The sequence below is a fragment of the Bacteroides sp. OF03-11BH genome, assembly GCF_003604005.1.
GTDB lineage: Bacteria > Bacteroidota > Bacteroidia > Bacteroidales > Bacteroidaceae > Bacteroides > Bacteroides ovatus.
The window spans coordinates 57,175-81,143 of the sequence record NZ_QTMW01000021.1 but is presented as its reverse complement, the minus strand read 5'-3'; the positions used below and the strand labels follow the sequence as shown (position 1 = coordinate 81,143).

The window sequence follows — 23,969 nt, the reverse complement described above, 5'->3', positions numbered from 1 at the left end:
AAATAAATTGATGAATACTTCCGACCGTATAGAACAGATCTCATGTTGCGGTCGGAGTATTTGAAACTCACATCTTATTTGAATGAAGATGAACAAAAATCATAAAACCGTACTTGTTATACTTAACATCATAGTATCATTTCTAATTTCATCCTGTTCCTCCCCCAAGGAACAGGTTAGAATAGGAAATGGTACTTTTACTATCGAGGGAAAGGATATTCAGTTGATTTGTGGAGAAATGCACTATCCCCGCATTCCGCACGAGTATTGGCGCGACCGCCTGAAGAGAGCGCGTGCGATGGGTCTGAATACGGTGTCTGCCTACGTCTTCTGGAACTTCCATGAACGTCAGCCGGGAGAGTTTGACTTCAGTGGACAGGCTGATATTGCGGAATTTATCCGTACGGCACAGGAAGAGGGACTGTATGTGATTCTTCGTCCCGGTCCGTATGTATGTGCAGAATGGGATTTCGGAGGTTACCCGTCGTGGCTGCTGAAAGAAAAGGATATGACTTATCGCAGTAAAGATCCGCGTTTTCTGTCCTATTGTGAACGATATATCAAAGAGCTTGGCAAACAACTGTCTCCTTTGACCATCAATAATGGAGGTAATATTATTATGGTGCAGGTGGAGAATGAATATGGATCGTATGCAGCGGATAAAGGGTATCTTGCCGCTATCCGCGATATGATTAAAGAAGCAGGGTTCAATGTTCCGCTATTTACCTGCGACGGTGGTGGACAGGTGGAAGCCGGACATACTGAGGGCGCACTGCCTACATTGAACGGAGTGTTTGGTGAAGATATATTCAAAGTGATAGATAAGTATCAAAAGGGCGGTCCCTATTTTGTAGCGGAGTTTTATCCGGCCTGGTTTGATGAGTGGGGCAGACGACATTCCTCTGTTGCTTATGAACGTCCCGCCGAACAGCTGGACTGGATGTTGAGCCACGGTGTTTCTGTCAGCATGTATATGTTTCATGGTGGTACAAACTTTGAGTATACCAATGGAGCCAATACCGGAGGCGGTTATCAGCCCCAGCCCACAAGCTATGATTATGACGCTCCCTTGGGTGAATGGGGAAATTGTTATCCCAAATATCATGCATTCAGGGAAGTGATTCAGAAATACCTGCCTGCGGGAACAGTACTGCCGGAAGTTCCAGAAGATAATCCGACTACCACTTTTGCAACAGTCGAATTAAAGGAGAGTGCTTCATTGAGAACTGCATTTCATCAGACTACCCAGTCCGAAAATGTGCTGTCGATGGAAGATTTGGGAGTTGATTTCGGATATATTCATTATCAGACCACACTTCAAAAAGCGGGAAAACAGAAACTTGTCATACAGGATTTGCGTGACTATGCTGTGATCCTGATAGATGGTAAGCAGGTAGCCAGCCTGGATCGTCGTTACAATCAGAACAGTATGACCTTGAATGTGTCGAAGACACCTGCCACACTGGAGATTCTGGTAGAAAATACCGGACGTGTCAACTATGGCCCCGATATACTGTTTAACCGGAAAGGTATCACCAGCCAAGTTTTGTGGGGAAATGAAAAGTTGACCGGATGGTCTATTACTCCATTGCCTCTGTATAAAGAAAAAGTTTCGGAAATGGAGTTTGGCGAAACCATCAAAGGCGTTCCTGCTTTCCATAAAGGAACGTTTACAGTAGAGAAGAAAGGTGATTGCTTTGTGGATATGAGTCAATGGGGCAAAGGTGCTGTCTGGGTAAATGGCAAATCTCTGGGACGTTTCTGGAATATCGGCCCTCAACAAACACTCTATCTGCCCGCTCCATGGCTGAAAGAGGGAGAAAATGAAATTGTAGTGTTTGAAATGGAAGATACGGGTAAGCGTGTTTTGCAAGGATTGAATCAACCCATTCTGGATAGTTTGGGTATTGATAAGAATTATCAGAAAGGCCAGCGTCGTGCAGTGGTAGGCACTCCGATTCTGGAAGACGGTGATCTTGCATTAAAAACTACTTTGCAGGAGACTAATGAGTGGCAGTCATTCGATTTACCGGTTGCGACTACTCTTCGCCACTTCTGTATAGAGACTCTGTCTTCCTACACAGAGGATAATCAGGCCTGCATTTCGGAAGTGGAACTGATAGATGATAAGGGACAGCCGATTGACAAAACTAAATGGGAAGTCGTTTATGTAAGCAGCGAACAAGCTGATAAGAACTTGGGAATAGCAGAAAACCTGTTTGATGGAGATATCTCTTCTTTCTGGCATACGAATGCGGCTGTGGAGTCTAACCATCCTCACCGGGTTATTATAGACCTGAAAGAAATTTATAAGGTTTCGGCTTTTCGCGTGAAAGTTCGTAAAGGTTCATTCTTATCAGGAAAGGTGAAAGATATAAATATATATGGTCTCCCACTATCCACTAAATATATTCAGTGAAATTCCATTTTATAGGTTATCTTTGTATATCAGTTATTTGCAGATGTTTTCATTTGGTTTGAATACTCACGAAATTTCACTGTTTTAGAAAATATTGGTACTATTTGATACCATATTTCGGGATATATTTTGTACCTTTGCATCACAGTAACCAAGATATATCGCGTATGGATTTCATCTTCATCAAATCATCCAAGGCAGGAAAGGAGGACTACGGTTCCATCTATGCCCGTGTGCGCACCGGAAAGGCGAACATGAAAGTCGTGACGGGCTTCACCATCAAGCAGCTTGAATGGGAAAAGTATCGCAGCCTGCAATACACCTCGTCAGCCCTGATGTCAAGCATCGGAATAAAGTACGGGCAGTTCGCCCAAGTCCTCGCGAGGATAAAGGCGGCATTCGAAGCGGACGGGTTCAACCCCAAGGAGGCCAAGAACATCATCGAGAGCGTGAAACACGACGTGCTCAACGGAATGATGCAGATTGTGGAGGTCAAGCCCAAAGGCAGGATGCTGTTCGAGGATTTCCTTACCTCTTATATAGAAGACATGGAAACCGGACGGCGCACCAAGAAAGGCCGTACCGTGAAAGTATCACCTGCCTATATAAAAGGTCTGCGCATTATCCAAAAACAGATTCGCAACTACCAAAAGGAAACACACCGCAAACTCGGATTGGATGACATGACGATGGAGACACGCAACAGCCTTGTCGGTTACTGGAAAGAACGAGGCTTGATGCCCAACGCCATCAACTCGTACATGACCGATGTCCGCACAGTGGCAAAGGCGGCCTATGAGGACAAGCTGACCAAATGCGATGATTTCCGTCATTCCGACTTCGTGCCGAAAAAGGAGGAGGTGGACAACATCTACCTCACGCCGGAACAGATACAGGAAATGCTCAACCTTGACCTTTCCACCAAGGAAGCTGTGAAAAAGAGACTGGAATCACTTGACATCAGCGAGGACGAGAAATTGGCACAACTTTCCAAATGCCGCATCACCCATATCAGGACACTGGAGCACGTGAGGGACATTTTCATCGTGGGCTGCCTGACCGGGCAGCGCGTTTCCGACTATTCAAGGATATGTGAGGACATGATAACGGAAATAGGCGGCACGGAGTTCATACTCATCACCCAACAGAAGACGGAGAAGAAAGTCTATATCCCCGTTGACAGGCGCGTGAGAGCCATACTTGCCAAATATGACGGCAAGCTGCCACCGGTTCATCCCAATGAAATGAACAAGCTGGTGAAGACCATCGGCCTGTTGCTCGGCTGGACACACGACTGCGGCTTTGACGAGAAGCGTCTCAACCCCAAACGGGGAAGGAGGTTCTGCGACATGCTCCTTTCCCATACAGCCCGGAGAAGTTTCGCCACCAACGCGTACAAGGCTGGTGTCCCTCTGCCTTCCATCCAAGCCATCACCGGACACAGCAGCGAGGCGCAACTGCGCCGCTACCTGAAACTGGACGCGGAGGAAAAGGCCGTCATAGCATTAAAGGACTTCAAGGGTATCATCAAAATATAAGAAGGTGCTTATGAAAAAATCAAGGTTTGACATCATTAGCGACCTGTTCAAGCTGTCCAACGTAATCAGTGGGAGCCTGAAGCTTGCGGAATCGCTTGCCGACAAGTCTTCCGGCAGTGACGAAACGGATTGCAAGGATATTTGCCGGAACATCAGATACAACTTAAAGCCCCTGTCTTTTCTTTTGGCCGGCATCAGGGAATATGTCACCGAGCACGAGGATAAGGAGTTGGCACGGAAGTTTGTCGAACTTCACGATGACACGAAAAGGCTTCACGGTATCTGCTCCAAATATGCGGACTTGAACAAGGCGGCTTTCCGTACAGGGGTGGCTTACCTGAGTATGGAAGTCATAAGTCAATACTTCTTTCCCGAAAAAGAACAGGAGCAAGTATCGCCGGAAGGTTCTGATATTTCTCCCAAATCAATGACACGTACCGAAGCCACCGACTGCATCGACACCATCCGTGCCACCATACGGAAGTGTGCAAAGGATTCAGACGGGAACAGAGGGAAAGAAATGTATGCCATGCTTGCCAAAGTGGACAAGGCGAAAATCCAAGCCGTCAAGGAGTATATTGTCAATGCCAACGACAAGGATTTGGCACAACTCTTCACGGAATATTTTACGGAAGCCGTCCACCTTTCCATGCTGCCCCAAAATGATGATGTGAAAGCGCAGTCCGCAGGAATAAAGATGTTCCATATCGCAATGACGATGGGATATGTCAAGAGGAACGTGCTGCATGAGAACGAGTCCAAGTCGGCAACATCACAAACAATACCCTCTTGTACGGAAGAAGCGTCATCCGGTTTTACCGCCACAGATACAATGCAAGGCGGCGCGTTCAGTACGACCGCGCAGGTTCCCGTTTTAAGGCTGTACCGTTTCCTTACCACTTTCACCGTACAGAGCGGCTCCGACAAAGGCAAGCCTCTATTGGACGGCAATGCCGTTTCCGACCGGGACTTCCTCCGTGCCGTCATGCGTGCCGACTATTCCATGATATACGGCAGTTGCGTGAAGGGCAAGATGCGCTGTGTCGCCATCCTGCTGTCCAAAGCATACTTCAAGGACTGGAAAGGTTACAGGGCATCCGCTGCCCGTTCCATGGGGCTGACACCCGAAAGCCTCGCCAAGTATAACGTGGAGAAAACCTTTATAGCGAAGCTCAAAGAGCTGCTTCCCATGATAAAATAGTGACATAACCCACAGGTGGCTACAATTCACCACAACCCACAGACTTCCACAAGCCGTTAAGCACCAGTTGTTTGACGGCTTTTTTCATGCGGTGTCATTTTACAGAATACCACAAATTCACAGGTTTTATTATTGCTCTACCTTTGCCGCCATGAACTTAAAATCAGAGAATTATGACAGATAAGACAGAAATGGTACTGGTATCGCGCGACGAGCTTCAACAGCTTATCGGCGCAAGCGTGAGGTGTGCGTTTGAGGAATACCGGCAGGAACGGGCACCACAGGACACGTCGGAGTATTACACCATCCGGCAACTGGCGGAGAAATGGGGTGTGAGCATAGCGACCATCTGGCGGCACGAGAAGTTAGGACACATCAAAGGACAGCGGATTGGACGGCGTGTCCTGTTTCCCAAGGAACAGATAGACCGCATCAAGAGCCTGAAAGCGACCAACAGGAAGGCTGACAAGAACTCCAAGGGATAATTTACAAGACGCACAACAAAAAACGTCAAGGCTTATGAAGAATTTGAAGCAGCTTGTTTTGCCGTGCTACAAATTGGAGATGGCAATGTCCGTGGAGGCATGGTACTTCCTGCACGGGAGCACGGACGGGATATGCAACCTTACCTATCTTCTTTCCCTTTTGTCGAAGATGACAGTATCGGAAGTACAGAGCACCAAACGGGGATTGGGCTATGCCGTCCATCCCGGACAGGTGGACAGCTCCATGCTGGTACTGGCCAAGGAATGGGGCATCTGGCGCAAGGCGGTGTCCCGCCTGTTGGAGGATTTCTCGGAACGCGGGCTAATCCGTGTTGATTCCAATCCCGTGACTTCCATCATAGACATGGTGTGCGTGAAGTCGTGGATGATAGCAGGGCGGCTCATCGAGAATCCGGCATACCGCCAGACAATCAAGGCATACGAAGGGGTACGGATTTTCCTTTTCAACGGGCAACAATTAGAGACCTTGCGCCGCAGTTCGACAAGGAAGAAGAAAGAAAAACCGATAGAAGAAACGGCAGAGGGAACGGATGGCTTACCGTCCATGAATCTGACCGGTTCCAATCCTATTATAGAAGGTACAGGAACAGCGGAAACCGAAACGGCAGCAACAACCGAAAGCGAAGTGGAAAGCACTGTGGAAAATGCCGTTGTGGATGCCGGCAACACACCTGTTTTAGAGGATGGCAATACTCTGTCCGGCTCACAGAAATGGAAACATCCACAGGAATGAAGCGGCAGAAATGGCAAGCGACAGCGTTTTAGAAGGGATATTTTTTAGGGCTGGCAAGTTAATGTTTTCGTCCACGAAAACCACGCCACCAATGGCGACCCGGCCACACGGGAAACGGCAAGCCCGGATTACAGCCCTAAAAAACAGAACGGTTTAACGGATAAAGGAAAACGGATATGACATATCAGGAGAACAGAAACAAGGGTGGCCGCCCCAAGGCGGTGAAAGGCAAGGCGCGGACAAAAACCATATCCACACGGCTCACGCTTGCCGAATGGAAAGCGGTCATGAAACGGATAACAGATGCCGGCAAGAAGCCGTCACACTTCCTGCGCGAACTGTTGTTACATGGCAAAGTCGAGGCGGCACGGACACAGGAGGACAGGCAACAGATAAGGATGCTGGAGGGAGGATGCAACAACCTGAACCAGCTAGCGAAGATGGCGCACCAGCAGGGCTTTTCTCTTTTGAAAGGCAAAATCATGGACTTGCTGGACGAGTTCAATAAAATCATCGGGAAGATATGATGGGCGACTTGAAAAAACGGGCAAGTTTCGCCAGAGTGGTGAACTACGTGAACAACCCGAAAAAGGCAAGGCTCATCGACAGCAAGGACGTGAGGCTTGATGACAACGCCACCATCGCAAGAAGTATGCAGGGACAGGCGGACGACAAACCGGGACGCAAGCTGAAAAATCCGGTGTACCATATCTCGCTGGACTTCGCACACGAGGACACACCCAAGCTGACGGATGCCCTGATGGTCGAAATCGCCCGTGAGTATATGCGGCGCATGGGTATAACGAACACCCAGTATATCGTGTGCCGCCATACCGACAGGGAACACCAGCATCTGCATATCGTGGCCAACAGGGTGGACAATGACGGGAACACCATCAGTGACAGCAACGATAATGTGCGTAATGTAAAAGTATGCAAAGCTCTCACGAGGGAATACGGACTGTACTTCTCCAAGGGCAAGATGAACGTGAAACGTGACCGCCTGCGTGGTAAGGACAAGGTGAAATACCAAATCTATGACGCTATCAAGGCGGCATTACCCTGTTGTAACTGCTGGTCGGATTTGTGTGACATGCTGGCAAAACAGGGTATCGGGGTGAATTTCAAATACAATAGGAACGAAGGTAAAATAATCGGTGTGTCGTTCACGAAGAATGAAATCTCATTCAGCGGCTCACGGATAGACCGGAGCATGAGCTTTTATAAGTTAGACAAGCTGTTCGGAAGCCACATTGCCGAGGGCATGGAATGGCAGCCCCGTGTGCAAGAACAGCCACAACCGACTCGGCAGGATGTGGGATTCCACAACAATACGGCTGATACTTTTATAAGAGAGCCGTCACCGGCCAAAGCGGAAGCGGACGGCAACGGAAGCATCCCTACCGAACCCGGTTCAAACATCGTTCAAGTGACCATCGGCACACTCATGGAGTTGTGCGTACAACCGCACCAAGCCAAGGTCTCATCCAGTGGCGGAGGTGGAGGAAACGAAAGCGGCTGGGGAGACAATGACAACGAAAAGGACAAACATAAACCAAGGAGGAGAAAAAGATGAAGGACAACAAGCAGAACTTAACCGACCTTATCGGGGCATTGGCAGTGGACATCGAGGAAATCAAGAAAAAACTGGACGCAAAGGATAGCCCGGACAAGAACGAGGCATTGAAAAGACTGGAAGCGAAGTTGGAGCCTGTTATACGGTTCTTCAATGGCAATGCACCGGAAAATGTCAATGCCATTTTCGGAAGCAAGGAAGCCATCGAGAAATACAAGCAATCAATAGGTGATGAAGCGGTAGCAAGTCTGCGGTTATACACCGAAGCCAACGAGAAGGATATGCGCAAACATGGTGTTCTCACCATCAAGGAACAGCTCAACAAAATATTGGAAAGGCTGACAAGCCACATTGAGAATGACAAACTGGCTTCGGAAAAGTCACGCCAAAAGCAAAGTTCCATATCGGAACTATGGCAGATAATCCGCCCGGACAAGGCAATAAGCACAATAAGGCTGTTATGGAGCAAAGTTCCCGATGGCTGGCACAAGAACCCTTACGCATGGGCTGGTATTGGTTGTATGCTCGTATTCTTTGCCCTGTTTGCCGTAAGTTGGGTACAATGGCATGAGTACCGGGAAGAAAACAGGCGGTTGAGAACGGTTGCAGACAAACACCATGTGACTACAATCATGCTTAACGAGTTGCACCCAGGACTGGCTGTGACCGTCGGAGCTTACGAGAAACTGGTGGATGTTGTCGGTGCGGATTCCACTTTAGTCATATTCAACAGGCAGGTCAAGACAGTGAGAGAAGAAGAAAAACAATCCAAACAACAAAAATAAAGTGAATGGCATCCATAAAAGTGAAATTTCGTCCTTCCACCGCAAGCGGCAGGGAGGGCAGCATATATTATCAGGTAATCCACGGGCGCATAGTCCGCCAAGTCAAGACGGACTACCGCATATTTGACACGGAATGGGACAAGAGAACTTCCTCTGTGAAAATCCTGTCCGAAATCGGTGAAAACAGGAAACGGTATCTCCGTGAAGTGGCGGAACATATTGACTGGGACACCAGACGGTTGAAAGCCATAGTCGCCCAATGCGACAGGCAAGGAGGAATTGATTCCGCTGACAGCATCGTCGAGAAGTTCAACGGGCAAACGGGCGAACAATCGCTGTTCCGTTTCATGCAGGGCATCAAAGGACAGTTGAAGCAGCTTGGCAAAGTCCGCACATCAGAAACCTATACGGCGGCATTGACCAGTTTTATGAAGTTTCGTGAGGGGCAGGACATACTCTTGTGCGAGATTGACGGCAACACCATGATGCTTTACGAGGCCTGGCTCAAAGGCAAGGGCATCTGCCCCAACACGGTTTCCTTTTATATGCGCATACTCCGTGCCGTTTACAACCGTGCCGTGGAAAAGGAGCTGACGGAACAGAGACATCCTTTTAAACACGTTTACACGGGTATCGGGAAGACAGTAAAACGAGCCATCCCATTGAAGTCCATCAAGCACATTAAGGAACTTGATTTGACTTTGAAACCGCATCTGGACTATGCAAGGGATATGTTCCTCTTCTCCTTTTATACCCGTGGCATGTCATTCATTGATATGGCCTATCTGAAAAAATCGGATTTGAAGAACGGAATAATCACGTACCGTAGAAGAAAGACTGGGCAGCAACTCACAGTCAAATGGGAGAAGTGCATGGAAGACATCATCGCCAAGTATGGAGAGAATACGGCCACCCGCTACCTCCTGCCGATAATCACCAACCCATGCTCCGATGAGCGGCCACAATATCGTAACGCCATCTGCCGCATCAATGTGGCGTTGAAGGAAGTCGCCGGTCTGGCAGGATTGAACATACCGCTGACCATGCACGTTGCCCGGCATTGTTGGGCGAGCGTTGCCAAGAGCAAGAACATCCCTCTTTCTGTCATCAGGGAGGGCATGGGACATGATTCGGAAGAGACCACGCGCATCTATCTCGCATCGCTTGACACAAGCGTGGTGGACAAGGCGAACAGCCTTATCCTGAAAGATTTTTGACCGGATATTTATGGTGAAATGTGTTGAGCGAAAAGACGAATCTCTTGATAAGAGATATAGTTTACTTTGCAAAAGTACACATAATATTTCAAATTCCGTGTTCAATACTCATTTATAATGGTATATGAAAGGCATTTTGCGATAATCTGTTTTGTAAATCCGTCAAATCGGGTTTCTATAGTGCTGATTATTAGTGCTTATTCCTTCGGGATGGCTCTCTTATCAAGAGATACTCATAAACCCGATATAAAATGCCTGTTGAAGTTGATATATTGGAAGATAGTATCTTTCGGCTTTCGCCCGAACTGTTGAATATCCTGCTCAAAGACCATACAACGAGCAAGGAGGATATTCAGCGCAATATCTTTTGGGCGACTTCCGATTATGAATATCTGGGCGAAGGATATCAATGTGATTCGCCAATTCTTCCCTGTCTTATTACCGGAGATAACGGGCATGTCATCATGCCGCGTATCCTCAAAAGTCGTGACACCCAAACCGCACGTTCGCGAGAAATGGCAGAGGTATTCACTCCGTCATGGATATGCAATGCGCAGAACAATCTGATCGATGAAGCATGGTTTGGAAGAAAGGATGTGTTCAATACGGAGTACACCGACGAACAGGGTTGTCATCGGTGGAGACCCAACTCAGAGAAAATTCAATTTCCGGAAGACAAGACTTGGAAAGATTATGTACGTGACAACCGACTGGAGATAACCTGCGGGGAAGCCCCTTATATCGTCAGTCGCTATGACACCACAACGGGAGAGACCATTCCTATTGAGGAACGCATCGGTTTGCTTGACCGCAAGTTGCGGGTAGTTGGCGAAAACACGGAAACTTCCGGCGAATGGTTGGAATGGGTACAGGAAGCGTATAAGAGCATTTACGCCTACGAATGGCAAGGTGACAATTTGCTGATTGCCCGTGAATCCATGCTTATCTCCTTTATCGAATACTATCAACAAAAGTTCGGCAAGCGACCTTTGTTGAAATCCATCAATTATATCGCTTACATCATTTCATGGAACGTCTGGCAGATGGACGGACTTAAAGGTGTCATCCCGAACAGCTGCGGTGAACGCCGGACTGTTGTAACTGATTTGTTCGGGACAAGGGAAGAAGTCAGTCAATGCGAAGGCTGTCAGAAAGATGACATCCGCAGGCACAACGGTGTCTATTGCCAAATTAAGGACTGGCGGGCCAAAGATCCTAAAACAGGAAAAATGGGAAAACGAATCCGATTTATCGATCTCATAAAATAGTGCAGCATGAAATTCACATCTTCACTAAAATTAAAACTGATATATGTGTTCCGCATCAATGATGCCGCACACAGGGGATGTCTGAAAGTGGGCGAGGCCACTTGTGACAATGACAATGTTTTCGGTCTTGCTCCGAACAGCAAGGCTCTCAACGAGTCAGCGAAGAAACGCATCAACCAATATACGCAGACGGCTGGTATCGCATACGACCTCTTATATACGGAACTGACGATATACAACAGCAGAAAGGGCTTGTGTTCTTTCAACGACAAGGAAGTGCATAGCGTTCTGGAACGTTCCGGCATCAGAAAAAAGATATTCGATACCGAGAACAAGGCCAACGAGTGGTTTATTACCGACCTTGAGACTGTCAAACGGGCAATAGTTGCCGTAAAGGAGGGACGGGAATCGCTCTCTTCCGCCGAAGTTTCACACGACCAGACTCCTATTGTATTCCGCCCGGAACAACGGGAAGCCATTGAAAAGACCAAGAAACAATTCAAGAGGGGTAATCAGATGCTTTGGAACGCCAAGATGCGTTTTGGCAAGACGTTGTCGGCATTGCAAGTGGTGAAGGATATGGATTTCAGTCGCACTTTGATTCTTACACATCGCCCTGTGGTGGATAGCGGCTGGTTCGAGGATTTCGGCAAGATATTCTATGACTGTCCCTGTTTTGCATACGGCTCAAAGAACAATGGTGACAGCCATGCTTCACTTGAAGCGAGAGCGAAGCAGGGTAAATGCCAATATGTCTATTTCGCTTCCATGCAGGATTTGCGCGGTTCTGAACTTGTGGGCGGCAACTTCGACAAGAACAATGAGGTGTTTGCCACCGCTTGGGATTGCATCATCGTGGACGAGGCGCACGAAGGGACACAGACAGAACTCGGCAAGGCTGTCATGCAGGAACTGACAAAAGCAAATACCAAGATACTGCGTCTTTCCGGCACTCCGTTCAACCTGTTGGACGACTTCAAGGAGGACGAGATTTACACTTGGGACTATGTGATGGAGCAACGGGCAAAGGCTTCATGGGATTTGACCCATTTCGGTGATCCGAATCCATACGCCTCCCTGCCCACGATGAACATCTATACATACGACCTCGGACGGTTGCTCCATGAGTTCGTGGATGAAGATGTGGCTTTTAACTTCCGTGAGTTTTTCCGGGTAAATGAAGCCGGAAACTTTATCCATGAAAAAGATGTGAAGGCATTTTTGAGTCTTATCTCCAAGGAGGACAAGGACAGTTGCTATCCGTTTGCCAACGAGGAATATCGCAACATCTTCCGTCATACGCTATGGATGTTGCCGGGTGTGAAGGAGGCTCGTGCCATGAGTGCTTTACTACAATCACATCCTGTATTCCAGCATTTCAAGGTGGTGAATGTGGCAGGAGACGGTGACGAGGACGAAGAGAGCAAGGATGCGCTTGCAGCGGTGGAAGAAGCCATCGGCAAAGATCCTGATGCCACCCGTACCATTACCTTGTCCTGCGGACGATTGACCACGGGTGTCAGTGTCAAGGCGTGGACGGGCGTATTCATGTTGTCCGGCTCTTATAATACCGCTGCATCAAGTTATATGCAGACCATCTTCCGTGTGCAGACGCCAGCCACCATCAACGGACGCGTCAAGGAACAGTGTTATGTGTTTGACTTTGCGCCGGACAGGACACTGAAAGTCATTGCTGAGACAGCAAAGATTTCTTCCAAGGCAGGAAAAACCAGCGGGAACGACCGCAAGATTATGGGAGAGTTCCTGAACTTCTGTCCGATTATCTCCATCGAAGGCTCTAAGATGAGCCAGTTCGATGTACCCAAGATGTTGGAGCAACTCAAACGTGTTTATGTGGAAAGGGTTGTCCGCAACGGTTTCGAGGACAAGAGCCTGTATAATGACGAGTTGATGAAGCTCAATGACTTGGAATTGCAGGAGTTTGATGACCTGAAAAAGATTATCGGCCAGACCAAGGCAATGCCAAAGACCAATCAGGTGGACATCAACAACCAAGGGCTGACCGATGAGCAATACGAGGAACTTGAAGACCTTGAAAAGAAATCCAAGAAACGCGGCAAGGACAAGCAACCTTTGACGGAAGAGGAAAAGAAACGTCTTGAAGAGCTGAAAAAGAAAAAGAACAACCGCGAGGCCGCTATTTCTATTCTTCGGGGTATCTCCATCCGTATGCCTTTGCTTATCTACGGTGCAGAGTTGAGCGATGAGGGTCAAGATATAACGATTGACAACTTCGCTTCACTCATTGACCCGCAATCGTGGGAGGAGTTCATGCCCAAGGGTGTTACCAAACAGAAGTTCAACAGCATCAAGAAATATTACGACCCGGAGATATTCTGTGCGGCAGGCAAGCGCATCCGTGCCATGGCTCGTGCAGCGGACAAACTTAGTGTGGAGGAACGCATCGAACGTATAACGGATATATTCAGCACGTTCCGCAATCCCGACAAGGAAACGGTGCTTACGCCTTGGCGTGTCGTCAATATGCACCTTGGCGATTGTCTGGGCGGATATAACTTCTTTGAAAAGGGTTATGAAACCACCTTGTCTGAACCTCGTTTCATTGACCGTGGCGAAGTGACCGCCAATGTGTTCGCCCCAGATTCCCGAATCCTTGAAATAAATTCCAAGTCCGGATTATACCCTTTGTATATGGCATACAGCATTTACCGTATAAGGGTCAAGAACTCTTTGTTTTCGGTGTCCAGCATTGAGGATGAACAGCGTATATGGGACAAGGTAGTGGCTGAAAACATCTTTGTCATCTGCAAAACTCCTATGGCAAAGAGCATCACCAAACGCACGCTTATCGGCTTCCGAAAAGCAAAGGTAAACACTCGATACTTCGAGGACTTAATAAATCAAATCAAAAACAAACCTGAACATTTTATCAAGCAGGTAGATAAATTCATCACAGAAAGAACAGGAGTAAAGAAGATGAAAATCAATGCGATAGTAGGAAATCCACCGTATCAAGAGGTTGTTGCACAAAAAGAAACAACCAACGGCCAAAAACGAAGTTCAAGTATATTCCAACATTTCCAAACAATAAGTGACAGATTGGGCAGATACACTTCACTAATTTATCCCGGTGCAAGATGGATTCATCGCTCAGGAAAAGGACTTGAACAGTTTGGACTTTCACAAATCAATGATCCTCATTTATGTTTCCTGAAATTTTTCCCTGATTCAACAGATGTGTTCAAGGAAGTCGGTATTGCTGATGGCTTATCTATTGTGATGAAAGATACACAGAAAGGCAGTGGTGGTTTTAAATACATCTATTCTATCCATGGAAAAGATATAATAGTTAATGCTAATAACCCCAAGGAAGATTTATTCCCATTAAATCCTCTTGATAATGAAATTGTTTCTTGTTTAGATACTATTATTGCCAGATACAAATGCTTGCACGATTCTGTCTTATCTCAGAAACTCTTTTCTATTGAAAGTGATTTTGTCGAACGGAATCCAACGCTTGTAAGAGAATATAACGATGGAGATTATTTTGACCCAAAATCAGAAATAAAACTCTTCACAAATGACAAAGCTGGCAAGAGCGGCAGAGCCCGATGGTACATCGCAAATAAAAATGTTATCACAACAGGGTTGGAACACTTGAATAGATGGAAAGTCATCGTTTCAAGTGCCAATGCAGGAGGACAAAAGCGTAGCAATCAAATCGCAATCGCAGATAACCATAGTGCATTTGGCCGTTCTCGTGTAGCATTGAAAACATTAGCTACAGAACAAGAAGCCAAAAACTTTTTCAAATATGCTACAAGCGAGATAATCCGCTTCGCCTTTTTACTTACCGATGAATCTTTGACCTCTTTGGCAAAGAAGGTTCCTGACTTATTGGACTACTCCGACGCCAATGGCATTATTGATTACAATGGTGATGTGAACGACCAACTTTATAAATTATTTGGCATTGACGATAAGAATCAACAGTATATACGAGAGGTTCTTACCTCAAAAGAATAATATACAGAAGAGAGGCTGTCCAGTAACTCACAATTGGCACAGTCTCTCTTATTGTGCATATTATCCCAATATTACATTACAATAATTTCATTCTCTTCAAACCAGCCTTTTCTGATAGTTTCAGTTTTTACTCTCTCTGGATTATTTGTATACATCACAACAGCTAATGAGTTCTTTGCTCTAGTACATGTAACATAAAATAATCTTTGAGTTCGTTCAATGGAGGTTTCCTTACCATTTTCTTTATTTTTCAAATCTACATTAGATAAATCTTTAACACCAAATAGTTTGTCATAGCTAAATAAGAATCCTTTTATTTCAGAATCATCTATAATAACCATTACTCGATCAAATTCAAGACCTTTAACCCCTTGGTGTGTATCGAATTGTGAACGGTGGTTCACATAATCATCATAGCTGCGTACCATGTTAATTGGTAAATCCATTACTTCTACCCAGGCACGTAGTTCTTCTTCTACTGTATCTTCTATGTCCGATGGGCTCAACATATACGCTTGTCTTACAACATCCGGTACTGTTAATAGTTGAGATTTTATAATTTCATCTACCACGACACGGATAGTTCCATTCTCATTTACAAGATTAGCAACCTTTATTGCTTCTTCTCTGCATTTCAAATAAAGTTCATATGGTTTTTCTGTATTCTGTCCGCTTAATAATGGCGAGTATTTTTTCAAAATTTCTAAAGCAACTCGTCCATCTTCTTTTATAGATTCTGCAATTGGTAGCACTTCCTTTGTGAAAAATTCTATTTCTGATACAGAACCCTGGAGGAATGTCATCTGATATTTTGAAACTTTATAAAGTGGAGCAAAAAAACGAGAAAATCCTAACCTTCGTGCAGCCATCATGTGTTCCAATGTTAGAACTTTAACTTCAGTACCTATGGTCGTCCATTTTGCATCTTGGGTTTGCTCACTCATAATCCTCATCACATTTTGCTCTATTTCATCTTTATTTAGTCCCTCACGTTGTTGTATAACAAAAAGCCTAATCAAACCATCATTAGCATCTTCACGCGGTCTTTGTTCTGCATGAATATCAATATCCTTTCCAATATTGTTAGCCAACTGGATTATCCGTTTAGCACAGCGATAATTCATCCTCTTTACCGGCTTCTCCCACCCGATAGGAATAGAATCTTCTATATTCTCCTTCCCATCTGCATAAATTCGTTGCTTCTGATCTCCAAGTAAACCTAAAGTAAAGATATCAGCAAAGTTTCTTTGAATTTCAAAGAAAGTATCAATTAGTTCTTTTTTCGTATCTTGACTCTCATCGATCAATAGTATCGGATATCGTTGTGCTATGATTCGCTGTAACATTTTGTTCTCAAGAATCATTTGAGCAGATATTTTAATAACCTCAGCATGCTTCAATGCATTATATTCAGGATTACTGCCATTGGGATTATACACAAACTTTTCTATTATCTGCGCTTTTGCTAACCGTTCTTTCTGGTATTCAAACTTTTCTACGTTGGAAAGATATGTTTTGGTAGTCTTTTTTTCTGTTTCTTCTAACTTCTTTTCCAACGCTTTTAAATCTTCTTCAATATAAAAACAATACAATCTTTTTATATCTGCCTGATAATACTTTATAACATCCCAAACAAAACTATGAATTGTTGAAATATGAAAAATAGGACTATAATCCAATCGGTTGATTATTTCATCTGTGGCAGCATTCGTAAAGGTAATAACAGCTACATTCTTTCCTTGCAACAAAAGGTCTTTACCAATACTATTATGTATTTTTTTCAAAAGAAGAACCAAAGAGTAAGTCTTCCCTGAGCCTGCTCCAGCAAAAAGAAAGAAACTTTTACGCGGTGTTGAAAGAATGCACTTTTCTAGTGTCTCATCTACTTGAAAGTCTATATTATTCTCCATTTCTGTTTCCATTAGAATCCAAATATGACTTCATCCATTCAAGCCCTTCCTGAATATATACTGGGGCAACCAAATCGACAAAATCGTCTTTATAAAGCAGAGAAATAGCAAAGTCAGCCTTCTGAAAACCACTCTTGCTTTCCAACTTTTTAAATATCTTATTTTGTAATTCATTAGCAGAATTACTATGTTTCAACAGATTCGCTATTGTGGTAATAGTACCCATTTTCTTTAACCCTTCCTGTCGAAATAATTCAAGATTGGTAAATATCAATGCATCTTCAAATGTATAAGGACATACTTCAGTCAAGTCATCTTTATTCTTATCCCACTTGACGTTTACCGGTGTTTGGAATGCTATCCTTACATTATTCACAAGCTTTTCTCTTCCATCCAATGCCAACAAATCGTCTATTTGTTCTTTTCCTGAAAGCCAACTTTTAATGGAGGGATTACCTGTCTTATAATCATTTCCTTTGGCTGTAATCACGGACGGATGTTTTTCTTTTCCGTCTTCTATTTTTGTGTCAGTCGCATCTATATCCGTCACAATCAAGGTTGCAATTCCAATTTTTTCAATAAGTTTACGGAAACTATGCGCATGACGACCATTTACCTCTATAACAGAAATATAATAAGAATCTAATCCGGCTTTTGCGAGAAAGCTGGGAACAAGTATCTTTTCCGCAGGGCCTTCAACAAAAATAACAGCATCCGAGAAGAATATATCGCAGTGAGTTAAACGTATATATCTTGTTACAAATTGCTTTGTTTCATCGTCTGTTCCGAATGTACTAGATAAGTTTACAACTTTTGAAACAGGTATCTTTTTGCCGACATCTATTACTCGTTTGAAGTAGCGCATACAATTCAAGTCAAGTTCGTTGACAACATGATTTGAATGCGTACTTAACACAAGTTGTGTGCTTAGCCAAGGATTTTCTTCAATTAGTTTATTGTTACACAAGGCTTCAAAAGCTTTCTTTACAAATACTTGTTGTGCTTGGGCATGTAAATGCGCTTCTGGTTCCTCTACAAACACTATATGAATAGGCTCAATATTCTTTTCTTCACTTAATTCTTTCAGCCATTTTTCCCTGAAGTCAATCAACTTCAAATAAATAGAGATAAGATTTCTATAACCAAGCCCATTGTACTTCTCAGGAAGTACTAATTCCTCCATACCTTGAATAGCAAATTGAACTGCTGAGTCATGTTTTATGGATTCCTCAATCTGAATCTTACTTCGTATTCTTATCTCTGGATTCTGGAATCCAGGGTAATTGATGTTCTTCAATTCTCCAACAGGAACCTCAAAAGTCTTTTTTAATTTTTCATCATATGTTTTGTTCGCTGTTACAATACCTCCAAGGAGTTTCAACCCTTCACAAGTCAATTCCTCATCTTCTTGCCCACTGCTCTTATAGTACTGTTGAAACTGTTTAGACAACGTATCTATATCACTGTCTGTTTGTCCTTCCGGATCTGAAAAATCTCTTGATGCCAGTATAGTATCTACTTTGATTAGTCCGTCAAGTGGATTGTTGCCTATCTCATTGTCTGGCGTTGATTGCACTTCGTCTTCGTTATCAGGATCAAGAGAAGGATCTATGATGTAGTATTTCACATCAAAATACTCTCTAAGATTTAGACCTTTGCCTAAAAAATCGCATAAATTTTTTGGATATAAATCTGGAGAGCCAGCTTTCTCCCATTCTTCAGTACCCTCTAAAGTTTTTGCCTTTATTTTGGCATCCTTGTAAACAGTGTAGAGCTTTTTTACATCTTTGGGTTCATATTGTCCACGGACACCAACCTTTTTACCATCCCAAGAACTAAGTGATGGTATCAAGTGATTTACTCGATATTGTTCTCCATCTTCGACATTTATCCAAACATCCATTGATGGCACAATGTTATCCCATTGATGAGAATCCAATAATGCTTCATCTACAGAATCATGTTCGAGCCATTTCTCGCCAATCTCATTAATTGCTGCCCAATTTGTTGCGGTAAACTCTTTTAAAGTGAATCTATCTGTGTTTTTTAGAAACCAAACAATAGCACTAATAGCGGAAGTCTTGCCACTATTATTTGCACCAACTAAAACTGTTTTCTTCTCGTCAAAATCTATATGACAATTTTTCAATTTTCGGTAATTCCTAATATGAACAGATTGTATTTTCATGCGCTACTTGCTTTTGTAAATGTTAAATCTATAACCCTATTTCATTGAGCAATCTTATCACCTTATGTACCTCCGAATATGCCTTCAAATCCTCTGGCGATTCCTTGCAGAGTTGGCATAACTTTTCTGAGTTTGATATAGCTCGTTCCAAATCACCATTCTCTGTTAGGTATTTATAGAGGTTGGTGCGTATGAAATATCGTTTTGTCTTTTCATACCCCGGCATATATTTCTGCAATTCAGGAAGCAATTGGTCGTAACTATCGTATCGCCGACAAACCACATTAGGCAAGAAGTGGAGCAGGAACCAAAACTCCGTGCAAGGATTCGTTTCTACAAACATCACCTTTCCGGCATATTTCTTCTTGCTATACTCTTTCTTTGCTCGTTGGTACAGTTGCATTTCGGAAGGATATTGATACAGCCTGTCCATATCAAACAGACATACAATATAATCATATTGCTTGTTCAAGTAAGATTCCACCAGTTTCAGTATATGATTGATGTCGCTGTGCTGCGGAAAATCCGGAGCGACCTTAAAGGGATAGCGACACGCAATCCTCAGAGAATCGAAATAAAACCATTCTGTTTCTCCCTCGCCTATGATGGCGATACTTTTTGTTACTGTCCGTCCCATATCATTAGTCATTCAGGTTGATATACTGACTACCCAAGAACGGCAACTTTACCAATTTTCCCTGCTTGTAAGCATTATATGGGGAAAGATTCTTATGCAGTCCCAAAGAAGACAGACGTACTATTTTAGTTTCGCCAAGTTCGTCTTTATCGGTAAACCATATTGTATCACGGCGAATAAAATCCTCGTTGAGAAGATTGATGTCGTGTGTGGTCAGGAGCATTTGGGATGTTCCATTACTGTTTGCCAGAAAGACTTTTAAGAAATAAGCCAACAGTTCATAATGAATACTTGTCTCCACTTCATCAATGGGTACAAACCGATTGGTCTTTAACAGGAAATTCAGTATCACCGCCATTCCCAAGAACCTCATGGTACCATTGGACTCGTATTCTTCCGACAAATCATATACTTTATCGCCTGCCTTATGCTTGAAGGTCAGTTCCGTATTTGTAATTTTTCCCTTTCTAAGCATTTCAGCCTTTGCATCTTTATCAATAGGGGCATTCTGGATCAGTTGTTCCAATTCAGGTGTAATCAGCTCTTCCTCTTCATGTAATACCACATCTTCTATATTGAAATCGGACGCTTTCAAGAAATTTAAAATGAATTTCTTCAAATCTCCTGCCTCGTCTTTATCCAATCGTGATTTGACATATCCCGAAAGCAACATACCGGGAGCCAGTACATCTTTTACTTGCTTGGCAAAATAATCATACACATCATTTAGCCTGGTACGTTCCACATTGCTTTTGCCAAACGCGGCAAGCACACTACAATTATTGATAGTGTTTCCGGAAATTACATCCTGGCTTTTCTTTGTCATTTTCAGATTTACGCCAAAGTCAATAGTCGAGGAATCTGTCGTGGTATCATAATTTCGGTTATACAGCTTGGTCGGGCGAATGGAATCATAAACAATCAATGTCTCGGAATAGATATGCTTTGCATCCAATTCAAAACTGAGGATGTACTTCGACTGATTGATATAGAATATCATTGACATCTTTGTCTTTTCGTTTCTTGAAGTGTCATCCAACAAGAAAGGGACAACCCCAGTTTTCTCAGTCCTGTCTTTAGGCATTCTCAAAACCAGCATCTTGAAAAATTCAATAGCATTTAATATATTCGTTTTACCGGAAGCGTTGGCACCATAGATGATGCCCACTTTCAGCAATCTTACACCGTCCTTAACTTCATACGAATACTCATCAGACATAAAAGTATCTGCCGATGGCTCAAAACTGATTTTCTGAACCGATTTAATGGAGAAAAAATTCTCAATGCTGATCTCTGCTATCATAATCGTTGATTTTATCTATTGCATGGTGCAAAGGTATAAATAAAATCTCACATGGCAAACTATAAGCTCGATTATTGTAGAAAAACTACGCAATATAAATATAAAATCAGCGAATAGCTATTTGTTGGGACTGTAAATTAACCGTCTGATTATCTCCGGAAGGTGTTGACTGATTTGAGGACGGTAAACGAATGTGGATTATGCAGCCAAAGAAGTTAATTGTTCAATGTCATTTGCGTCATCTCTTGATTTATTTATGATGGCTAAATAGTGGTACTAAAATGGCGCTAAATTACAAAACTACTCTTTTATATACTTTATAAAATATAGTAAATCAGTTTATTATAGAATTTTATATCTTGTCGCCCACAATTCTTCTTATTTCATTGAATAAAACGTAGTAAATAGATAAAATACGACTCTTAATTATTATATTTGACAAACTGTAAATAAAACTATGTATACACGTCTTTTATTCATTCTATTATTGGGGGCTACATGGATGTGTAGCTGCCAAACCGAACAGTCTCCTGTCAATACATTGGCAGATCGTGTGACAGAGGGTACTTCGAAAGATCGAATTCTTTTTCGGATGATTGCTGATGAAAACAATCCGTTAAAAGATTATTTTGAAATATCTTCTGAAGACGGTAAAGTGCTGATAACCGGAAACTCTGATTTGTCTCTGGCTACGGGGTTGAACTGGTATCTGAAATATGTAGCCGGTATTCATCTTTCCTGGAATAATCTTTCGCAGAAGTTACCGGAAATACTACCGCTTCCACAAGAAAAGATACGTAAGGAAACATCCATGCAGGACAGATATTATCTGAACTATTGCACTTATTCTTATTCCATGGCTTTCTGGGATTGGGAGCGTTGGGAAAAAGAAATAGACTGGATGGCAATGCATGGCATCAATATGCCTTTGAGCATCACCGGAATGGAGGTGGTCTGGTACAATTTGCTGAAACGTTTGGGATACACAACAGAAGAAGTCAATGAATTTATTTCCGGCCCGGCCTTTATGGCTTGGTGGCAAATGAATAATCTCGAGGGTTGGGGTGGACCGAATCCCGATAGCTGGTATCAGCAACAAGAAGCGCTTCAGAAGAAGATCGTAGCCCGTATGCGGGAGTTGGGTATTGAACCAGTATTCCCCGGATATGCTGGAATGGTTCCCCGTAACATTGGTGAAAAGCTAGGTTATCAGATTGCTGATCCCGGTAAATGGTGTGGCTTCCCCCGTCCGGCTTTCCTTTCTACGGAAGATGAACACTTCGATTCTTTTGCCGCTATGTATTATGAGGAATTGGAGAAACTCTATGGAAAAGCCAACTATTACAGCATGGATCCATTCCATGAGGGAGGCAACACGGAAGGAGTCGACTTGGCGAAAACGGGTGCTTCCATTATGGCAGCCATGAAGAAAGCCAATCCGAAGGCTGTTTGGATCATTCAGGCCTGGCAGGCGAACCCTCGGGAAGAAATGATTGCTTCTCTTAATCAGGGAGATTTGCTCGTTTTAGATTTATATAGTGAGAAACGTCCCCAATGGGGAGATCCGGATTCCATGTGGTATCGGGAAAAGGGCTTTGGCAAACACGACTGGCTTTATTGTATGTTGTTGAATTTTGGAGGTAATGTCGGTTTGCACGGCCGGATGAATCAGTTGGTGAACGGTTATTATGATGCTTGTGCACACACTAACGGGAAAACGTTGCATGGAGTAGGAGCAACCCCGGAGGGCATAGAGAATAATCCGGTGATGTTCGAACTACTTTACGAACTTCCTTGGCGTGAAGAACGCTTTTCTTCCGATGAATGGTTGCAGACTTACTTGAAAGCTCGTTATGGCAGAGAAGTTTCACCGGAAATAATGGAGGCTTGGCGTGCATTGGGACACACCGTTTACAATGCTCCGAAAGATTATCAGGGTGAAGGAACCATTGAGTCTTTGTTATGTGCCCGTCCGGGTTTCCATCTGGATAGAACTTCCACTTGGGGATATTCCAAACTATTTTATGCTCCGGATTCTACAGCAAAGGCAGCCCTGCTATTTACTTCCGTTGCCGACCAGTATAAAGGAAACAATAATTTTGAATATGACTTGGTAGACATCGTACGTCAGAGTAATGCCGATAAAGGAAATGTGTTACTTGAAGAAATATCACATAGCTATGACCGAAAGGACAAAGAGAATTTCCGCAGACAAACACAGCAATTCCTGGACTTGATATTGGCACAGGATCATTTGTTATCTACCCGGAAAGAATTTTCCGTTTCCTCTTGGTTGAATGCAGCTCGTTCTTTGGGAACTACAGAAGAAGAAAAGCGATTGTACGAATGGAATGCTTCCGCATTAATCACAGTCTGGGGAGATAGCATTGCTGCCAATCAAGGCGGACTACATGATTATTCGCATCGGGAATGGAGCGGACTCTTGAAAGACTTGTATTATCAGCGTTGGAAAGCCTTCTTTGAGCAGAAACAGGCGGAGCTGGACGGGAAGCCTGCAGGACAGGAAATAAACTTCTATGGGATGGAGAAAGCCTGGGCAGAGAAGAGTAAGGCACAGACATTGAAGAACTAAATAAAAGTAAGTGATATATAAGTAATATGCACGTAATATATAGCCGGGTATGAAACATTACCCGGCTATATTTGTCTTAGCCCCCTT

At 43.8% G+C, this 23,969-nt stretch carries 16 protein-coding genes; 12 read left to right on the top strand and 4 right to left on the bottom strand.

What is annotated here, in order from left to right; genetic code table 11:
* Positions 1 to 88: 88 nt before the first annotated feature.
* The 11 genes from DXA54_RS16165 to DXA54_RS16115 all read left to right on the top strand — a co-directional run bounded on the left by DXA54_RS16165 (position 89) and on the right by DXA54_RS16115 (position 15,251).
* Entirely contained in the window at positions 89 to 2,419 is a 2,331-nt protein-coding gene (locus DXA54_RS16165) for a beta-galactosidase (protein WP_207903509.1), read from the top strand.
* 167 nt (positions 2,420 to 2,586) lie between these two features.
* Positions 2,587 to 3,957 carry a site-specific integrase gene (locus DXA54_RS16160; RefSeq protein ID WP_032584221.1) on the top strand — a complete coding sequence of 457 codons (1,371 nt, stop codon included), beginning with the start codon at positions 2,587 to 2,589 and terminating at the stop codon, positions 3,955 to 3,957.
* Positions 3,958 to 3,967: 10 nt separating this feature from the next.
* On the top strand, positions 3,968 to 5,158 hold the full coding sequence (locus tag DXA54_RS16155; RefSeq protein WP_032584224.1) for a hypothetical protein: 1,191 nt from the start codon (positions 3,968 to 3,970) through the stop codon (positions 5,156 to 5,158).
* A 239-nt stretch (positions 5,159 to 5,397) separates the two neighbouring features.
* Positions 5,398 to 5,643: a helix-turn-helix domain-containing protein gene (locus DXA54_RS16150; RefSeq protein WP_230583851.1), complete on the top strand. Its 246-nt coding sequence runs from the start codon at positions 5,398 to 5,400 to the stop codon at positions 5,641 to 5,643.
* A gap of 34 nt (positions 5,644 to 5,677) precedes the next feature.
* Positions 5,678 to 6,397: a hypothetical protein gene (locus DXA54_RS16145; protein WP_120080041.1), complete on the top strand. Its 720-nt coding sequence runs from the start codon at positions 5,678 to 5,680 to the stop codon at positions 6,395 to 6,397.
* A 176-nt stretch (positions 6,398 to 6,573) separates the two neighbouring features.
* Positions 6,574 to 6,924: a plasmid mobilization protein gene (locus DXA54_RS16140; protein WP_032584232.1), complete on the top strand. Its 351-nt coding sequence runs from the start codon at positions 6,574 to 6,576 to the stop codon at positions 6,922 to 6,924.
* Positions 6,921 to 7,973 carry a relaxase/mobilization nuclease domain-containing protein gene (locus tag DXA54_RS16135; protein ID WP_032584234.1) on the top strand — a complete coding sequence of 351 codons (1,053 nt, stop codon included), beginning with the start codon at positions 6,921 to 6,923 and terminating at the stop codon, positions 7,971 to 7,973. The genes DXA54_RS16140 and DXA54_RS16135 overlap by 4 nt, the downstream gene beginning before the upstream one ends.
* Positions 7,970 to 8,758, top strand: coding sequence for a hypothetical protein (locus DXA54_RS16130; RefSeq protein WP_032584237.1), 789 nt, complete (start codon positions 7,970 to 7,972; stop codon positions 8,756 to 8,758). Before DXA54_RS16135 ends, DXA54_RS16130 begins: the two co-directional genes overlap by 4 nt.
* Positions 8,759 to 8,763: 5 nt before the next feature.
* The gene (locus tag DXA54_RS16125) at positions 8,764 to 9,975 is read left to right on the top strand and encodes a site-specific integrase (RefSeq protein ID WP_008650986.1); all 1,212 of its coding nucleotides are present in this window, start codon (positions 8,764 to 8,766) and stop codon (positions 9,973 to 9,975) included.
* 251 nt (positions 9,976 to 10,226) lie between these two features.
* Complete coding sequence (locus DXA54_RS16120; protein ID WP_008650987.1) at positions 10,227 to 11,243, top strand: hypothetical protein; 1,017 nt, start codon at positions 10,227 to 10,229, stop codon at positions 11,241 to 11,243.
* Between the two features lie 6 nt (positions 11,244 to 11,249).
* Positions 11,250 to 15,251, top strand: coding sequence for an Eco57I restriction-modification methylase domain-containing protein (locus DXA54_RS16115; RefSeq protein WP_061411396.1), 4,002 nt, complete (start codon positions 11,250 to 11,252; stop codon positions 15,249 to 15,251).
* A gap of 71 nt (positions 15,252 to 15,322) precedes the next feature.
* On the opposite strand, the gene DXA54_RS16110 is transcribed toward DXA54_RS16115, so the two are convergent.
* Genes DXA54_RS16110 through DXA54_RS16095 form a run of 4 tightly spaced genes read right to left on the bottom strand, consistent with a single transcriptional unit; the run spans position 15,323 to position 21,289 of the window.
* A complete protein-coding gene (locus tag DXA54_RS16110; RefSeq protein WP_032852892.1) occupies positions 15,323 to 17,173 on the bottom strand; it encodes a UvrD-helicase domain-containing protein in 1,851 nt (616 codons plus the stop codon).
* Positions 17,151 to 19,349 carry an ATP-dependent endonuclease gene (locus tag DXA54_RS16105; RefSeq protein WP_061411394.1) on the bottom strand — a complete coding sequence of 733 codons (2,199 nt, stop codon included), beginning with the start codon at positions 19,347 to 19,349 and terminating at the stop codon, positions 17,151 to 17,153. Before DXA54_RS16105 ends, DXA54_RS16110 begins: the two co-directional genes overlap by 23 nt.
* Before the next feature lie 28 nt (positions 19,350 to 19,377).
* Entirely contained in the window at positions 19,378 to 19,986 is a 609-nt protein-coding gene (locus DXA54_RS16100) for an RloB family protein (RefSeq protein ID WP_061411400.1), read from the bottom strand.
* Positions 19,987 to 19,990: 4 nt separating this feature from the next.
* Positions 19,991 to 21,289 (bottom strand): AAA family ATPase, encoded by a 1,299-nt coding sequence (locus tag DXA54_RS16095; protein WP_008650996.1) that lies wholly within the window; start codon positions 21,287 to 21,289, stop codon positions 19,991 to 19,993.
* Positions 21,290 to 21,746: 457 nt separating this feature from the next.
* Between DXA54_RS16095 and DXA54_RS16090 the strand changes: the two genes are divergently transcribed.
* Positions 21,747 to 23,882 (top strand): alpha-N-acetylglucosaminidase, encoded by a 2,136-nt coding sequence (locus tag DXA54_RS16090; protein ID WP_120080039.1) that lies wholly within the window; start codon positions 21,747 to 21,749, stop codon positions 23,880 to 23,882.
* Positions 23,883 to 23,969 lie beyond the last annotated feature (87 nt).

What these genes read in the sequence shown, in the direction of transcription:
- DXA54_RS16165 (WP_207903509.1), top strand. Translation starts at nt 89, where the DNA reads ATGAACAAAAATCATAAAACCGTACTTGTTATACTTAACATCATAGTA.
- DXA54_RS16160 (WP_032584221.1), top strand. Translation starts at nt 2,587, where the DNA reads ATGGATTTCATCTTCATCAAATCATCCAAGGCAGGAAAGGAGGACTAC.
- DXA54_RS16155 (WP_032584224.1), top strand. Translation starts at nt 3,968, where the DNA reads ATGAAAAAATCAAGGTTTGACATCATTAGCGACCTGTTCAAGCTGTCC.
- DXA54_RS16145 (WP_120080041.1), top strand. Translation starts at nt 5,678, where the DNA reads ATGAAGAATTTGAAGCAGCTTGTTTTGCCGTGCTACAAATTGGAGATG.
- DXA54_RS16140 (WP_032584232.1), top strand. Translation starts at nt 6,574, where the DNA reads ATGACATATCAGGAGAACAGAAACAAGGGTGGCCGCCCCAAGGCGGTG.
- DXA54_RS16135 (WP_032584234.1), top strand. Translation starts at nt 6,921, where the DNA reads ATGATGGGCGACTTGAAAAAACGGGCAAGTTTCGCCAGAGTGGTGAAC.
- DXA54_RS16130 (WP_032584237.1), top strand. Translation starts at nt 7,970, where the DNA reads ATGAAGGACAACAAGCAGAACTTAACCGACCTTATCGGGGCATTGGCA.
- DXA54_RS16125 (WP_008650986.1), top strand. Translation starts at nt 8,764, where the DNA reads ATGGCATCCATAAAAGTGAAATTTCGTCCTTCCACCGCAAGCGGCAGG.
- DXA54_RS16120 (WP_008650987.1), top strand. Translation starts at nt 10,227, where the DNA reads ATGCCTGTTGAAGTTGATATATTGGAAGATAGTATCTTTCGGCTTTCG.
- DXA54_RS16115 (WP_061411396.1), top strand. Translation starts at nt 11,250, where the DNA reads ATGAAATTCACATCTTCACTAAAATTAAAACTGATATATGTGTTCCGC.
- DXA54_RS16110 (WP_032852892.1), bottom strand. Translation starts at nt 17,173, where the DNA reads ATGGAAACAGAAATGGAGAATAATATAGACTTTCAAGTAGATGAGACA.
- DXA54_RS16105 (WP_061411394.1), bottom strand. Translation starts at nt 19,349, where the DNA reads ATGAAAATACAATCTGTTCATATTAGGAATTACCGAAAATTGAAAAAT.
- DXA54_RS16100 (WP_061411400.1), bottom strand. Translation starts at nt 19,986, where the DNA reads ATGGGACGGACAGTAACAAAAAGTATCGCCATCATAGGCGAGGGAGAA.
- DXA54_RS16095 (WP_008650996.1), bottom strand. Translation starts at nt 21,289, where the DNA reads ATGATAGCAGAGATCAGCATTGAGAATTTTTTCTCCATTAAATCGGTT.
- DXA54_RS16090 (WP_120080039.1), top strand. Translation starts at nt 21,747, where the DNA reads ATGTATACACGTCTTTTATTCATTCTATTATTGGGGGCTACATGGATG.